A 13,729-nucleotide genomic window follows, 5' to 3' on the forward strand; every position below is an offset into this window, starting at 1 on the left:
TCACCAGTCCCCCGAGGCGCCACCGCCACCAAAGCTGCCGCCGCCACCGGAGCTGAAGCCGCCTCCCGAGCTGAAGCCTCCCCCGCTGCCGCTGCTCCAGCCGCCGCCCCCGCCGGTACTGATATACGGTCCGCCTCCGCCCCGCGAGAGGTTGGAGAGCAGGGTGAAGATCAGGCCCACCAAGCCAGCTACGCCTGCGATCAACAGGCTGGTGGTGATCACATAGGCTGCTGTCCCGGCAATGCCTCCAATGATCAGCGAACCCAGCACGCGGCCGAAGATGGCGCGGGCGACGGCAATCCCGATCGGAAAGCCGAAAAACAGCAGTGGAAGCAGAAAGTCCAGATTTTCGGACCAGGATGGGCCCGACTTGCGCGCCTCGGACTGCGGTGCGGGCAGTTTCTCGCCGTGAATCAGCAGGCTCATCTGCTCGATGGCGGCAGACAGGCCACCCGCATAGTCGTCGGCGCGGAAGCGCGGCTTCATGGCTCCGTCGATGATGCGTGCGGCCTGGATGTCGGGAATCGCGCCCTCCAGCTTGCGCGCCACCTCGATGCGCATGCGCCTGTCGTTCTTGGCCACGACGATGAGAGAGCCGTCGCCTATGTCCTTGCGCCCCAGCTTCCAGCTGCTGGCCACGCGCCAGGCATAGGCGGCAATGTCTTCCGGAGCCGTGGTGGCGACCATGAGCACGGCGACCTGGGCGCCGGTCTCGTCCTCCAGCTTCTTGAGCTGCTCGCTCAGCGCCTGTTGATCGCTCTGGCTCAGCGTGCCGGTCTGGTCGATGACGCGCGCCGTCAGCTCGGGCACGGGCTGCAGCTGAGCGCCTGCGCCACCCTGCGCCAGGGCCGGCAGCGCCGACAGCAGCACCATGCTGGCAAAAACAATAGCTGCAAGCGCTTTGTAGAAAAGGGCTTGAGGCGATTTTTGCATGGGTTTAAAGAGCTGTGCGCGCAATTACTTGCTGCCGGCAGGCGCTGCGGGTGTGGAAAAGTCAACCGCCGGTGGCTGCGAGATCTGGGCTTCGTTTTGCACCGTGAAGGTCGGCTTGACCTTGTAGCTGAATACCTTGGCCGTGATATTGGTGGGGAAGCTGCGCGCCAGCACGTTGTAGGCTTGTACGGTGCCTATGTATTCGTTGCGCGCCACGGTGATGCGATTTTCCGTACCTTCCAGCGTTACGCGCAGATCGCGGAACGCCTGGTTGGCCTTGAGTTCGGGGTATTTTTCCGCCACCACCATCAGGCGCGAGAGCGCGCTGGAAATCTCGCCCTGAGCCTGCTGGAACTTGTTGAAGGCTTCGGGGTTGTTGATCAGCTCGGGCGTGGCCTGAATCGAGGTGGCCTTGGCGCGTGCTTCGATCACCCTGGTCAGGGTCTCCTGCTCGAAGTTGGCCTCGCCCTTGACCGTGGCGACAATGTTCGGGATCAGATCCGAGCGGCGCTGGTACTGATTCAGCACCTCGCTCCAGGCAGCCTTGGATTTTTCATCCAGGCGCTGAAAGTCGTTATAGCCGCAGCCCGTGAGGGAGAGCATGGAGGCCGCAGTTGCGATTGCCAGAAGCCAGCGTTTCATGGGTGTTTCCATTCACGAGATTGAGACGGAAACCATAGCATAAGGCCTTGGCAGGCCAGTGTGCGAGCGCAGCCTGTTGCCCTGTCCGCTGCCCGGTGGCGCTAGCATTGCAATCATGTCCACTGTTTCTCCACTCGATGCCCTGCGTGGCGCACAGCGTCCCGGCCCGAAAACTGCGACCTTGCCGCGGCTGTTGCTGGCCGGGGCCACGGGGCCGCTGGGCAACGAGGTGCTCAGTCGCGTGGTTGGCGCACAGAACTATGCGCTGGTCCAGGTGCTGGCACGCGAGCCCTATGTCCAGGGCCTGCGTGGCATGGAGTTGCTGACGCAACTGCACGGCGATGTGCAGCAATGGCCTGTGCAGAGCGCCGATGTGGGCCTCATCATGTTTGAGCCTCCGCGTCCCTATTACCAGCGCGAGCGCGCCTTGTGGACGCCCCGGCCCGATCAGCTGCAGGCGGTGGCGCAGTGGATGCAGCGCTGTGGCGTGCACACGCTTGCCGTGGTGCTGCCCCACGATATGGGCAGCCTGCCCCAGGCTTTGAAGCAGGGGCTGGCCAATCTCAATGAGCAAGGCGTGGCCGCACTGGGCTTCGAACGGCTGATTTTTGTGCGCTCGGCCAGAGAAGCCCAGAAAATCAATGCAGGCCATTGGCTGCAGCGCACGGCAAAGATCATGCTTTCGGCGCTCAGCTATATGCTGCCGCAGACGGAGCGGCCGGTGCGCGCCATGCATGTGGCTCGTTTGGTGGAGGCAGCCTTGCTCAAGGCACCGCCGGGAATTCATGTGGCTCCGCCTGAACTGGTCTGGCGTGCGGCACAGAAAGACGCCCTGCAGTCAGAGCTGCGGAGCTGGCTGGGTTCCTCATGAATTTCGAACAATTTCGTGCACCTTGGTGGCAGCCCGGAGGTCATGTCCAGACCATTTGGGCTGCACTCTGTGCGAAGGGCGGAGAGTCTCCGGCGTGGCGGCGCGAACGCTGGGATACGCCCGATGGCGATTTCATCGATATCGATTTTTCAAGCCGCCTGGCAAGTGCAAGCGCTCCCACACTGGTGCTGTTTCATGGCCTGGAAGGCTCTTCCTCCAGCCACTACGCCAAGGCCCTGGCACAGGTCTGCGCGCAGCGCGGCTGGCATCTGGCCGTGCCGCATTTTCGCGGCTGCAGCGGTGAGCCCAATCGCTTGCTGCGTGCTTATCACTCTGGCGACTCGGACGAGGTGGACTGGATTTTGCGCCGGCTGCAGCAAAGCGCGAGCGGCGAATTGCTGGCAATGGGTGTATCGTTGGGCGGCAATGCCCTTGCGCGCTGGGCCGGGCTGCAGCAGCAGGCGGCTGCAGAACTCGTCAAGGGTGCAGCAGTGATTTGTGCGCCGCTGGACCTGGTGGCCGGAGGCGTCAATCTGGGCCAGGGGCTCAATCGCTGGATCTACACCCCCATGTTCATGCGTACCCTGGTGCCCAAGGCCCTCGCCAAATGGCAGCAGTCGCCGGGGGTGTTCGATAGGGAGCGGCTGCAGCGCGCACGCACTCTGCATGACTTTGACGATGTGTTCACGGCCCCGGTCCATGGTTTCAGGGATGCCGATGATTACTGGAGCCGGGCCTCGGCCAAGCCCCTGCTCAAGCAAGTGGCCGTGCCCTTGTTGCTGCTCAATGCGCGCAACGATCCGTTTGTGCCGGCGCACAGTCTGCCCAGGCCCGATGAGGTCAGTGCCACCGTGCAGCTATGGCAGCCGCCGCACGGCGGACATGTGGGCTTTGCCAGCGGGGCCTGGCCTGCCCATGTGCAGGCCATGCCGCTGGCCGTGACCGAATGGCTGGAGCAGTGGCTCTGAGCGTTCGCAGAATAATCAGGAGATGAGTGATGGATGACATCGTGAAGCAGGCCATGGCGAAATGGCCCAACGTGCCGGCCTGCAGCGGCTGGCTGGGTCTGGATGCGCGCGGCCAGTGGTGGCTCAGAGACGAGCAGGCCCAGGCATGCGGCGCGTTTGCCGGCGGCAAGCCCGGAGCCAGGGGCAATCTGCTGCGCCACGAAAAGCTGGCTGAATTCATCGGTCGCAACTATTTGGCCGAGTCAGATGGTCGCTGGTATTTCCAGAACGGCCCGCAGCGTGTGTATGTGGAGCTGGAGAGTGCGCCATGGATATGGCGTCTGCGATGCACAGAGCATGGCCTGCGGCTGAGCAGCCACACGGGCCAGGAGCTGACGATCGAACAGGTGCAGCAGGTGCTGCTGGATGAACAGGGGCGGCTTTTCCTGGCGTTGCCGCAGGGCCTGGGCATGGTGCACAGCCTGGACATGCTGGATGCCGCGAATGCGCTGGAAGGCGGCGTGCTGCCCGAGGTGCAGGAGGTCGACAGCGCTTCGCTTCCATTGACGTTTGGCTTTGTGCCTAGCCCGCAGGCTCATCAAGTCTGATCGCTGCCTGTACTGGCGTACAAAAGGCGTCCGGTCAAAAATAACAAAACCGGCCAAAGGCCGGTTTTTGCGGAGCAAAGAGCAGAGCTTACTTGGCTGCATCCACCATGTACTGAATGGCGGCCTTGAAGTCTGCGTCCGAAGCAGTGGAGCCGCCCTTGGGAGGCATGGCCCCAACACCTTGAGTGGCCTTCTGCACCATATCGTCCATGCCCTTGGCAATGAAAGGTGCCCAGGCAGCCTTGTCGCCAAACTTGGGAGCTCCGGCTACGCCACTGGCGTGGCAGGCCATGCAGGTGGTGTTGTAGATGTTCTTGCCCACATCGGAGGCCGCGGCAGCTGCGGGAGCCGGGGCGGATGCAGGTGCTGGCTCGGCGGCTGCAACAGCTGCTGCAGGTGCAGCGGCGACGGGGGCCGCAGGTGCTGCTGCGGGGGCATCACCGGCTGCTGCGCCGGCTGCTGGCTGGGGCTCGGGGAAGTTGGCGCCGGCAGCATTGCTCATATAGACCACGCCACGGGCAATTTCCGTGTCATTGAACTCGCCGCCACCCTGGGCCGCCATTGCACCCTTGCCGGCCAGGGCAGAGTGCACCAGCGTTTCCAGACCCTGCTTGATGCGCGGGCCCCAGGCTGCTGCATCCTGGAATTTGGGTGCGCCGGCTACGCCGGTTTCATGGCAGGCCGCGCATTGCGACTTGAAGACTTCCGCGCCACCGCGCAGAGGGCGGTTGGCATCACGAATTTCTACCGTTCCCACTTTTTGCAGACGCATGGCCTTGGCCATTTCGGCATTGGCCGTGCCTGCGCCCGTGGTGTCGGACGAAGTCACGAACTTGACCAGACCGATGATGACGAAGATGGGAACCACAAACGAGAAGAAGACGGCAAGCAACAGCTGCTTGGGTTTTTTAATGGGGCCTGTATGGGCTTCTTCGTGGTGTTGCTCGCTCATGAAGTCCTCTGAGATCGTGGGATGGGGATGAACAAACCATTATAGAAGTGAGGGTTAAGAACGCCAGTGCACGACGATCCGGGTTGACGGCTGCTGCATAAAGGAGTTGAGTTGGATCAACTTTGTGCAGCCAATTTGTGGCGTGCATGAAAAAAGGCGTCCGAAGACGCCTTGTGTGAGAGTGCAAATCTTGGCCCGATTACTGGGCTGTAGTTGCTGCCGCAGGGTTGTTGCTGGCGCTTGCCTCCGTCCAGCCGCCGCCCAGCACCTTGTAGAGATTGACTTGGTTTTGCAGCTGCGCCAGGCGGACCTGAACCACGGATTGCTCCAGTGCAAACAGTGAACGCTGCGCATCAAGCAGATCCAGGTAGCTGGCCACGCCGTTGGTGTAGCGCAGGTCCGACAGCTTGTAGCGAACCTGCTCGGCCTCCAGCTGACGCGATTGGGCATCAAGCTGATCCTTGAGTGCTCGGCGATTCACCAAGGTGTCGGACACCTCGCGGAAGGCCGACTGAATGGAGCCTTCGTATTGAGCCACGGCAATCTTCTGGCTGGCTTCTGCAACCTGCAGATTGGCGCGATTGCGGCCTGCATTGAAGATGGGCAGATACAGCGAAGGCGCAATCGTGAACGCCGCAGAGTCCGACTTGAGCAGATCGGAGATGTCGGAGCTTGCGAAACCTGCCGAGGCGGTCAGGGAGATGTTCGGGAAGAACAGCGCACGTGCCGCACCAATGCTGGCATTGGCGGCAATCATGCTTTGCTCGGCCTGACGGATGTCGGGCCGGCGCAGCAGCAGGTCAGAAGGCAGGCCCGAAGGAACATCGGCCAGGGCAGGCAGATCGCGCAGTTGCTTGCCTTGCATGCTGGTCATCAGATCGGCAGGCAGAGTCTGGCCCACGAGCAGGGTCAGGGCGTTGACGTCGCGCTCGCGCTGACCGGCTTGCTGGGCCAGCGTGGCGCGTGCGCTTTCGGTCAGCGACTGAGCCTGGCGGTAGTCCAGCTCGGAAGCGACACCGGAGTCCAGTCGCAGCTTGGTCAGCTTGATGGACTGCTCGCGTGTGCCCAGGGTACGACGGGAAATGGCCAGCAACTCCTCGTCAGCCTGCAGGTTCAGCCAGGTGTTGGCGACCGTTGCAATCAGACTGATCTGGGCCGCTTTGCGGCCTTCCTCAGTCGCCAGATACTGGGCCAGAGCTTGCTGCTTGAGGCTGCCGATGCGGCCCCAGAAGTCAATCTCCCAGCTGGGCATGGAAAGGCCTGCCATGTACGAGTTGGCATAGCGGCCCGTGGCGGCACTGGGCTGGCGGCTGGCGCTGCCTGCCACACCGAACTCAGGAAACTGGGCGGCACGCTGGATCTGGTACTGAGCCTGCGCCTTTTCGATGTTGAGCACGGCCACACGAAGGTCGCGGTTGTTGTCCAGCGCGAGCTGGATCACCTGCTGAAGGCGAGGGTCCGTGTAGAACTGCTGCCATGGGATGTCGGCGGCCGCAGTGGTGCCAGCCTGCTCGTCGGCGGCAGAGTAATGCTCAGCCACCGGAGCGGCAGGGCGCTCCAGCGTGGGGATGAAGGAGCAGCCGCTGGCCAGCAGCGCGCCGGCCAGTGCTACGGGTAGCAAGGTTTTATTCATGTTGCGAGCCTCCCTGTGCTGCAGAAGTTGCCGCCGGGGGAGTGGCGTTGGAGTCCTGCTTGGACTTCTTGCCAAACAGATTGAACACGGCCACAAAGAACACGGGCACCAGGAACACGGAGATCGGCGTGCCAATCACCATGCCCCAGAACACGCCGGTGCCGATCTCCTTCTGGCTGGCAGCGCTGGCGCCGGAGGCGATGTACAGCGGCACCACGCCCAGAATAAAGGCCAGCGAGGTCATCAGAATCGGACGGAAACGCAGATGACCGGCTTCCAGCGCGGCTTCCAGCGCGCTCTTGCCTTCCGCATGCAGGTCCTTGGCGAACTCCACGATCAGAATGGCGTTCTTGGCCGACAGACCGATCACCGTGATCAGTGCCACCTGGAAGTAGATGTCGTTGGGCATGCCGCGCATCAGCATGCCGGCCACGGCGCCGAACACGCCCAGAGGCACGACCAGCAGCACGGACAGCGGGATGCTCCAGCTTTCATACAGTGCGGCCAGACACAGGAACACGGCCAGGATGGAGAACGCATACAGCAGCATGGCCGAGGAGCCCGCCTTTTTCTCGTCCAGAGACTGGCCGGTCCACTCGTAGCCGAAGCCGTCGGGCAGCTCCTGGGCCAGCTTTTCCATTTCCTTCATGGCGTCACCGCTGGTAAAGCCGGGCTTGGCCTGACCAGTGATGCTCATGGAGGGGTAGCCGTTGTAGCGTGTCAGCTGCATGGGGCCGCTGATCCACTTGGCGCTGACCATGGTGGAAAGCTCCACCAGTTGGCCTTGCGCGTTGGGCACCGTCAGGCGCATCACGTCCTCGGGCTGCATGCGACGAGCCGCATCGGCCTGGATGGTCACACGCTGCATGAAGCCGTTGTTGGGGAAGTCCGTGGAGTTGGACGAACCCAAAGCGGTCGCCAGCGTGGTGGCCAGATCGCCCATGCTCACGCGCTGGGCATAGACAGCATCGCGGTTGATGTCGACCTGCCATTGTGGGGCGTCATCCACGCCATCAAAGCGCACGCCGGCCAGAACCGGGCTCTGGTTGGCCTTGGCAACCAGCTGGTTGCGGGCTGCCAGCAAGGCTGCATGACCCTTGCTGCCACGATCCTGCAGGCGGAAGGTGAAGCCATCGCTATTGCCAAGTTCCGAGATGGATGGAGGCACCAGGGTAAAGATGAAGCCATCGCGCAGCGCTGACATGGCGCCCTTGGCTCGGTCGGCGAAAGACGTGGCGTCCGAGCCTGGGGCTGTGCGCTCGGACCAGTCCTTGAGCGTGGTGAACGCCAGACCCACGTTCTGGCCCTGGCCCATGAAGCTGAAGCCCAGAATGCTCACGATGTGATCGACTTCGGGCTGGCTCAGCACAAACTTTTCCAGCTCTGCAACGGTCTTGCTCGTGCGTTCCAGGCTGGCGCCGGGAGGCAGTTGCGTCAGCGAGATGACATAGCCCTGGTCTTCCGTTGGCAGGAAGGCCGTAGGCAGTCGCATGAACATGAAGACCACGCCGGCAATCACCAGCAGATAGACGACAAAGGCTTGAGCGGAGCGCTTGACCACACCGGAGAGTGCGGAAGAGTAGCGCTTCGTGCCTGCGTCAAACTTGCGGTTGAACCAGTTGTAGAACGGACCGAGCAAGCCGGTCTTCTTGTCGTGCGCGTGGCCCTTGGGAATGGGCTTGAGCATGGTGGCGCAAAGCGCAGGCGTCAGCGTCAGCGCAAAGAAGCCCGAGAAGAAGATCGAGATGGCCATCACCAGCGAGAACTGGCGATAGATGTTGCCCGTCGCGCCGGAGAACATGGCCAAGGGCAGGAACACCGTCACCAGAATCACGGTGATGCCGACCACGGCGCCCTGGATCTGGCCCATGGCCTTGATGGTGGCTTCCTTGGGCGGAAGGCCTTCCTCGGCCATGATGCGCTCGACGTTTTCCACCACCACGATGGCATCGTCCACCACGATACCGATCACCAGCACCATGGCGAACATGGCCAGAATGTTGATGGTCAGGCCGGCCACCAGCATCACGGCAAACGTGCCGAGCAATGCAATGGGGACCACGATGGTAGGGATCAGGGTGTAGCGGATGTTCTGCAGGAAGATCAGCATCACGATGAACACCAGCACGATGGCTTCAAGCAGCGTGTGCACCACCTTTTCGATGGAAATTTTCACGAACTTGGAGGTGTCGTAGGGCGAGGACCACTTCACACCGGCAGGCAGGAAGGGCTCCATCTCGGCCATCTTGGCCTTGACCAGCTTGGCAGTAGCCATGGCGTTGGCAGTCGAAGTCAGCTGCACGGCCATGGCCACGGCAGGCTTGCCGTCCAGGCGGGACTCGAAGGCGTAGCTCTCGATGCCCAGCTCGATGCGGGCCACATCCTTGAGGCGCACGGTGGAGCCGTCGGAATTGGAGCGCAGCACCACTTCGCCGAATTCTTCGGGCGTGGTCAGCTGGCCGGGCACCACGATCGTGGCGGTGGTGGTGGTGCCGGGTGTGCTGGGCAGGTTGCCCAGGGCACCACCGGAGATCTGCTGGTTCTGCGCGGCAATCGCTGCGTTGACCGATGCAATCGACAGACCGAAGCCCTGGAGCTTGGCAGGATCCACCCAGACGCGCATGGCACGACCCGATGCAAACAGCTGCGCTTTGCCCACGCCGTCCAGACGTTGGATTTCAGGCACCACATTGCGGTTCACGTAGTCGGCAATGTCGTCACGCGAAGTCTCTCCAGACTCGGCCTGGAAGGCCAGAATCATCAGGAAGTTGCTCATGGACTTGTCCACGCGCACGCCCAGGGCCTGAACGACCTGAGGCAGGCGAGGCAGCACGCGCGAGAGGCGGTTTTGCACGTCCACCTGCGCCAGATCGGGGTTGGTGCCTGGAGCAAAGGTGACGGTCAGCGTGCCTTGGCCACCCGCAGGGGCGGAGGCTTCCATATACATCAGACCTTGCGCGCCGTTGATTTCGCGCTCGATCAGTTGCAGAACGGAGTCCGTCATGGTCTGTGACGTGGCGCCCGGGTAGGTCGCTGTCACGTTGATGGTCGGAGGTGCGACCGATGGGAACTGTGCCACCGGTAGCTTGGTGATGGAGATCACGCCCGCAATGATCACGAAAATCGCGATCACCCAGGCAAAGATCGGTCTGTGGATGAAAAACTTTGACATGGATCGTGCCTGTTACTTGGCTGCCTGGCCTTCGCCAGCACCTTCGGCTGGTGTGGTGGCTTTCTCTTGCGCAGGTGCGGCGGGGGCCGCAGCAGAGGGTTGTGCTGGTGCGCCGGCAGCCGCATTGTTGATCTCGACGGGCTTGACCTTCTTGGCCCCCATACCCACCTTGATCAGGCCGTCCACCATGACTTTTTCTCCAGCTTTCAGGCCGGATGTGACAACCCAGTTATTGCCACTGGACTGACTGATTTGAACGGGGCGTGGTGCCACGGAGCCATCCTCGGCCACGATCATGACGAAGTTGCCCTTTTCGTTGCGGGTCACGGCTTGTTGCGGAATCAGCGCGGCGTTCTCGACCTGTGCCTGCTCCAGGTGCACGCGTACGTAAGTGCCGGGCAACAGCAGTCCGTCGGGATTGGGCAGCTCCGCGCGCACGCTGACCTGGCCGGTAGTCGGGTCCACGGTCAGGTCGGTGAACAGCAGCTTGCCGGTGTGTGCGTACTCCTTGCCATCGTCCAAATAGACGTGGACGCGTGCTGCGTTGTCACCTACCTTTGCTAACTTGCCGGAACCGAGCGCTTCACGCATGCGCATGATGTCGGAAGAGGACTGAGTCAGGTTCACGTACAGCGGGTTGACTTGCTGAATGGTCGCCAGCTGCGTGGCTTCGCCCTGGCCGACCAGAGCGCCTTCCGTCACCAGAGCGCGGCCGATGCGTCCGGAGATGGGGGCTGTCACGCTGGCATAGCCCAGGTTGACGTTGGCATTGGTGACTGCCGCCTTGCCTGCCGCAACTTGTGCCAGTGCCGCCTTTTCGTTGGCAATGGCCGTGTCGTACTCCTGCTTGCTGATGGCATTGGCTTCCACCAGGGGCTTGTAGCGGCGTGCGGTGGCAGATGCCTGGGCGAGATTGGCTTCGGCCTGTGCCAGGGTCGCCTGAGCGCTCTGCAGGTTGGCCTTGTATGGGGTGTTGTCAATCTGGAACAGGGCTTGACCAGCCTTGACATCCGAGCCTTCCTGGAACAGGCGCTTTTGCACGATGCCGGCTGCGCGGGCGCGAACCTGAGCAATGCGCGATGGCTCCAGGCGGCCTGGCAGATCGGAGATCAAAGGCACGTTCTGCATGGATACCGTCACTACACCTACTTCGGGTGGCTGTGCCTGAGCGGCTGCTTGTGCTTTTTGAGCTTCCGCGTTTTTGTCACTGCATGCGACTAGGCCCAGTGCAGCAGCCAAGCTCAGGCCGATGACCATGGAGCGGGTGCCGGATGCGGCTGAATGGGACTGATTGTCGGGAGCCTGGTTTGCTTCATACATCGGGTGCATGAACGTCCTTCCGGTTGACATTGTGAAAACGAGAAAAGAGCGCTGTCCGCAGTGGAGCGCTCGTTCGGGTGGAAACCCTAGATGGTTTCCTGCATATCGGTGCTAGGGAAATTATACATACATGCATAAATGTATAATTGCAAACGCTGCGTAAAGCAGTTGAGAAATGGCTTTTCTCACGGCGATCTATGGCCGGCGATTGATGAAGAGGGTGAGTGATGGCTCGAAGAACCAAGGCTGAAGCGGATGAGACGCGCACCAAGCTGCTGGATGCGGCTGAAGAGGTGTTTTTCGAGAAAGGTGTATCTCGAACCTCTCTGGGCGATATCGCGCAGCGTGCAGGGGCTACACGCGGGGCGGTGTACTGGCACTTCAAGGACAAGATGGATGTCTTTGTTTCCATGCTTGGGCGCATATGCCTGCCTTTCGAAGAAATCTGTGACGACAGGTATGGTGACCTGTTGCCGCTAGAGCGCATTCGTCACTCCATCCTGTGTGTGTTCGAGAGCTTGGACGAGGATGAGCGCAGACGCAAGGTGTTTGAAACGGCGCTATTCAAAATGGAATACGTGGGCGAACTGGCTGATGTGCGTTTGCAGCATATAGAAAGTTCAGGCTTCGCTCGGGAAAAATTTGCGCACGACCTGGCGGCTGCGGCACAGGGGCAGTCCGTGCAGTTGTCGGTATCCCCGGAAGAGGCTGCTCTCGGCTTGCACTCTCTTTTTGTAGGTCTTATCCATGGTTGGGTATTGACAGAAGGGAGTTTCTCATTGGTCAAGGTTGGTTCGATGTCGGTGGATGTCTACTTGTCTGGTTTGGGATTTCAGGTGAATTTGTGATTTGGGTGTCCAAACCCGTGCAATAATTGCGGCTGTTGAATTGTTGTTGGCCGTGCAAGCGGCCTGACGGATTCGCGGCTGTAGCTCAGTGGATAGAGTATTGGCCTCCGAAGCCAAGGGTCGTGGGTTCGATCCCCGCCAGCCGCGCCAGCATCGATCTTCGGCAAGAAAAAAGAAATTTCAAAATTTCTTTTTAAGCTGGAAATAGATGCTACAATTCAAGTCTCTTCGGAGGGGTGGCCGAGTGGTTAAAGGCAGCAGACTGTAAATCTGCCCGCTAACGCGTACACAGGTTCGAATCCTGTCCCCTCCACCAGCAATGGTTGAGAAGAGCGATTGCTAGAAATAGCAGTCACGTGCAGTAGTAAATCTGTGCGGGAGTAGTTCAATGGTAGAGCCCTAGCCTTCCAAGCTAATGACGCGGGTTCGATTCCCGTCTCCCGCTCCAGTTTGCGAGCAAAGATTTTAGAAGTTGTTTTTGCAGCTTCTTTGCCCATGTGGCTCAGTGGTAGAGCACTCCCTTGGTAAGGGAGAGGTCGCGGGTCCGATTCCCGCCATGGGCACCATTTTCTGGTGCGCTCGCTTGATAGGGTTGCGCCGAAATCCTCTTGCAGTGAATTAATTTTTTCGGAGTCGGAAAAATGGCAAAAGAAAAATTCGAGCGCACCAAGCCCCACGTGAACGTGGGCACCATCGGTCACGTTGACCACGGCAAGACCACCCTGACTGCTGCTATCGCTACCGTGCTGTCCAAGCACTTCGGCGGTGAAGCCAAGGACTACTCGCAGATCGACAACGCCCCCGAAGAAAAGGCTCGTGGTATCACGATCAACACTTCGCACGTTGAGTACGAAACTGCCAACCGCCACTACGCTCACGTGGACTGCCCCGGCCACGCTGACTATGTGAAGAACATGATCACTGGTGCCGCTCAGATGGACGGCGCTATTTTGGTTTGCTCCGCTGCTGACGGCCCCATGCCCCAGACTCGCGAGCACATCCTGCTGTCGCGTCAGGTGGGCGTGCCCTACATCATCGTGTTCCTGAACAAGGCCGACATGGTGGACGACGAAGAACTGCTGGAACTGGTCGAAATGGAAGTGCGCGAGCTGCTGTCCAAGTACGACTTCCCCGGTGACGACACCCCCATCATCCGCGGCTCCGCCAAGCTGGCCCTGGAAGGTGACCAGTCCGACAAGGGCGAGCCTGCCATCCTGAAGCTGGCTGAAGCTCTGGACACCTACATCCCCACTCCCGAGCGTGCTGTTGACGGCGCCTTCGTGATGCCCGTGGAAGACGTGTTCTCCATCTCCGGTCGTGGTACCGTGGTGACCGGTCGTATCGAGCGCGGTATCGTCAAGGTCGGCGAAGAAATCGAAATCGTCGGTATCAAGGACACCGTCAAGACCACCGTCACCGGCGTGGAAATGTTCCGCAAGCTGCTGGACCAAGGTCAAGCTGGCGACAACGTGGGTCTGCTGCTGCGCGGCACCAAGCGTGAAGACGTGGAACGCGGCCAAGTGCTGTGCAAGCCCGGCTCCATCAAGCCCCACACCAACTTCACTGCTGAAGTTTACGTGCTGTCGAAGGACGAAGGCGGTCGCCACACTCCCTTCTTCAACAACTACCGTCCCCAGTTCTACTTCCGTACAACTGACGTGACCGGCTCCATCGAACTGCCCGAAGGCAAGGAAATGGTGATGCCTGGCGATAACGTGTCGATCACTGTGAAGCTGATCTCCCCCATCGCCATGGAAGAAGGTCTGCGCTTCGCTATCCGCGAAGGTGGTCGTACTGTGGGCG

General features: G+C 60.9%; 11 protein-coding genes and 4 tRNA genes. 9 read left to right on the forward strand and 6 right to left on the reverse strand.

The features are described 5' to 3' along the window. Together CSE6_RS24425 and CSE6_RS24430 are read right to left on the reverse strand one after the other, a co-directional pair. On the reverse strand, positions 1–933 hold the full coding sequence (locus CSE6_RS24425; RefSeq protein ID WP_370545730.1) for a YgcG family protein: 933 nt from the start codon (positions 931–933) through the stop codon (positions 1–3). A gap of 24 nt (positions 934–957) precedes the next feature. Continuing rightward, entirely contained in the window at positions 958–1,575 is a 618-nt protein-coding gene (locus CSE6_RS24430) for a LemA family protein (protein WP_003065385.1), read from the reverse strand. A gap of 115 nt (positions 1,576–1,690) precedes the next feature. On the opposite strand from CSE6_RS24430, the gene CSE6_RS24435 reads away from it, so the two are divergent. The 3 genes from CSE6_RS24435 to CSE6_RS24445 are packed head-to-tail and all read left to right on the forward strand — an operon-like array spanning position 1,691 to position 4,001. Further along, complete coding sequence (locus tag CSE6_RS24435; protein WP_034381915.1) at positions 1,691–2,446, forward strand: hypothetical protein; 756 nt, start codon at positions 1,691–1,693, stop codon at positions 2,444–2,446. After that, positions 2,443–3,414, forward strand: a complete 972-nt coding sequence (locus tag CSE6_RS24440) for a YheT family hydrolase (RefSeq protein ID WP_034359069.1) — start codon at positions 2,443–2,445, stop codon at positions 3,412–3,414. Before CSE6_RS24435 ends, CSE6_RS24440 begins: the two co-directional genes overlap by 4 nt. A gap of 29 nt (positions 3,415–3,443) precedes the next feature. Further along, complete coding sequence (locus CSE6_RS24445) at positions 3,444–4,001, forward strand: DUF2946 family protein (RefSeq protein WP_059441705.1); 558 nt, start codon at positions 3,444–3,446, stop codon at positions 3,999–4,001. Between the two features lie 88 nt (positions 4,002–4,089). Here CSE6_RS24445 and CSE6_RS24450 read toward each other — a convergent pair whose 3' ends face one another. The 4 genes from CSE6_RS24450 to CSE6_RS24465 all read right to left on the reverse strand — a co-directional run bounded on the left by CSE6_RS24450 (position 4,090) and on the right by CSE6_RS24465 (position 11,078). Further along, the gene (locus CSE6_RS24450; protein WP_034394903.1) at positions 4,090–4,953 is read right to left on the reverse strand and encodes a cytochrome c5 family protein; all 864 of its coding nucleotides are present in this window, start codon (positions 4,951–4,953) and stop codon (positions 4,090–4,092) included. Positions 4,954–5,152: 199 nt separating this feature from the next. Next, the gene (locus tag CSE6_RS24455) at positions 5,153–6,586 is read right to left on the reverse strand and encodes an efflux transporter outer membrane subunit (protein ID WP_034359075.1); all 1,434 of its coding nucleotides are present in this window, start codon (positions 6,584–6,586) and stop codon (positions 5,153–5,155) included. Beyond that, entirely contained in the window at positions 6,579–9,758 is a 3,180-nt protein-coding gene (locus CSE6_RS24460) for an efflux RND transporter permease subunit (protein WP_059441706.1), read from the reverse strand. Before CSE6_RS24460 ends, CSE6_RS24455 begins: the two co-directional genes overlap by 8 nt. A gap of 12 nt (positions 9,759–9,770) precedes the next feature. Next, positions 9,771–11,078, reverse strand: a complete 1,308-nt coding sequence (locus CSE6_RS24465; RefSeq protein WP_052057678.1) for an efflux RND transporter periplasmic adaptor subunit — start codon at positions 11,076–11,078, stop codon at positions 9,771–9,773. Positions 11,079–11,305: 227 nt separating this feature from the next. On the opposite strand from CSE6_RS24465, the gene CSE6_RS24470 reads away from it, so the two are divergent. From CSE6_RS24470 to tuf, 6 genes are all read left to right on the forward strand, one after another. After that, on the forward strand, positions 11,306–11,926 hold the full coding sequence (locus tag CSE6_RS24470) for a TetR family transcriptional regulator (protein ID WP_003065361.1): 621 nt from the start codon (positions 11,306–11,308) through the stop codon (positions 11,924–11,926). Positions 11,927–12,000: 74 nt separating this feature from the next. Beyond that, positions 12,001–12,076, forward strand: a tRNA-Arg gene (locus CSE6_RS24475). 80 nt (positions 12,077–12,156) lie between these two features. After that, positions 12,157–12,242: transfer RNA gene (locus tag CSE6_RS24480), tRNA-Tyr, on the forward strand. Positions 12,243–12,300: 58 nt separating this feature from the next. Beyond that, a tRNA-Gly gene (locus CSE6_RS24485) sits at positions 12,301–12,374 on the forward strand. 43 nt (positions 12,375–12,417) lie between these two features. Then, positions 12,418–12,492 (forward strand) — tRNA-Thr (locus CSE6_RS24490). A gap of 75 nt (positions 12,493–12,567) precedes the next feature. Next, positions 12,568–13,729 (forward strand): elongation factor Tu (gene tuf, locus CSE6_RS24495; protein WP_059441707.1); only part of this gene is annotated, 1,162 nt, incomplete at its 3' end.

The organism is Comamonas sp. E6 (assembly GCF_001010305.1).
GTDB lineage: Bacteria > Pseudomonadota > Gammaproteobacteria > Burkholderiales > Burkholderiaceae_C > Comamonas > Comamonas thiooxydans.

Bases quoted from the DNA above. Each gene is read 5' to 3' on its own strand.
- CSE6_RS24465 (WP_052057678.1), bottom strand. From the start codon at position 11,078: ATGTATGAAGCAAACCAGGCTCCCGACAATCAGTCCCATTCAGCCGCA.
- CSE6_RS24460 (WP_059441706.1), bottom strand. From the start codon at position 9,758: ATGTCAAAGTTTTTCATCCACAGACCGATCTTTGCCTGGGTGATCGCG.
- CSE6_RS24455 (WP_034359075.1), bottom strand. From the start codon at position 6,586: ATGAATAAAACCTTGCTACCCGTAGCACTGGCCGGCGCGCTGCTGGCC.
- CSE6_RS24430 (WP_003065385.1), bottom strand. From the start codon at position 1,575: ATGAAACGCTGGCTTCTGGCAATCGCAACTGCGGCCTCCATGCTCTCC.
- CSE6_RS24440 (WP_034359069.1), top strand. From the start codon at position 2,443: ATGAATTTCGAACAATTTCGTGCACCTTGGTGGCAGCCCGGAGGTCAT.
- CSE6_RS24435 (WP_034381915.1), top strand. From the start codon at position 1,691: ATGTCCACTGTTTCTCCACTCGATGCCCTGCGTGGCGCACAGCGTCCC.
- CSE6_RS24425 (WP_370545730.1), bottom strand. From the start codon at position 933: ATGCAAAAATCGCCTCAAGCCCTTTTCTACAAAGCGCTTGCAGCTATT.
- CSE6_RS24445 (WP_059441705.1), top strand. From the start codon at position 3,444: ATGGATGACATCGTGAAGCAGGCCATGGCGAAATGGCCCAACGTGCCG.
- CSE6_RS24450 (WP_034394903.1), bottom strand. From the start codon at position 4,953: ATGAGCGAGCAACACCACGAAGAAGCCCATACAGGCCCCATTAAAAAA.
- CSE6_RS24470 (WP_003065361.1), top strand. From the start codon at position 11,306: ATGGCTCGAAGAACCAAGGCTGAAGCGGATGAGACGCGCACCAAGCTG.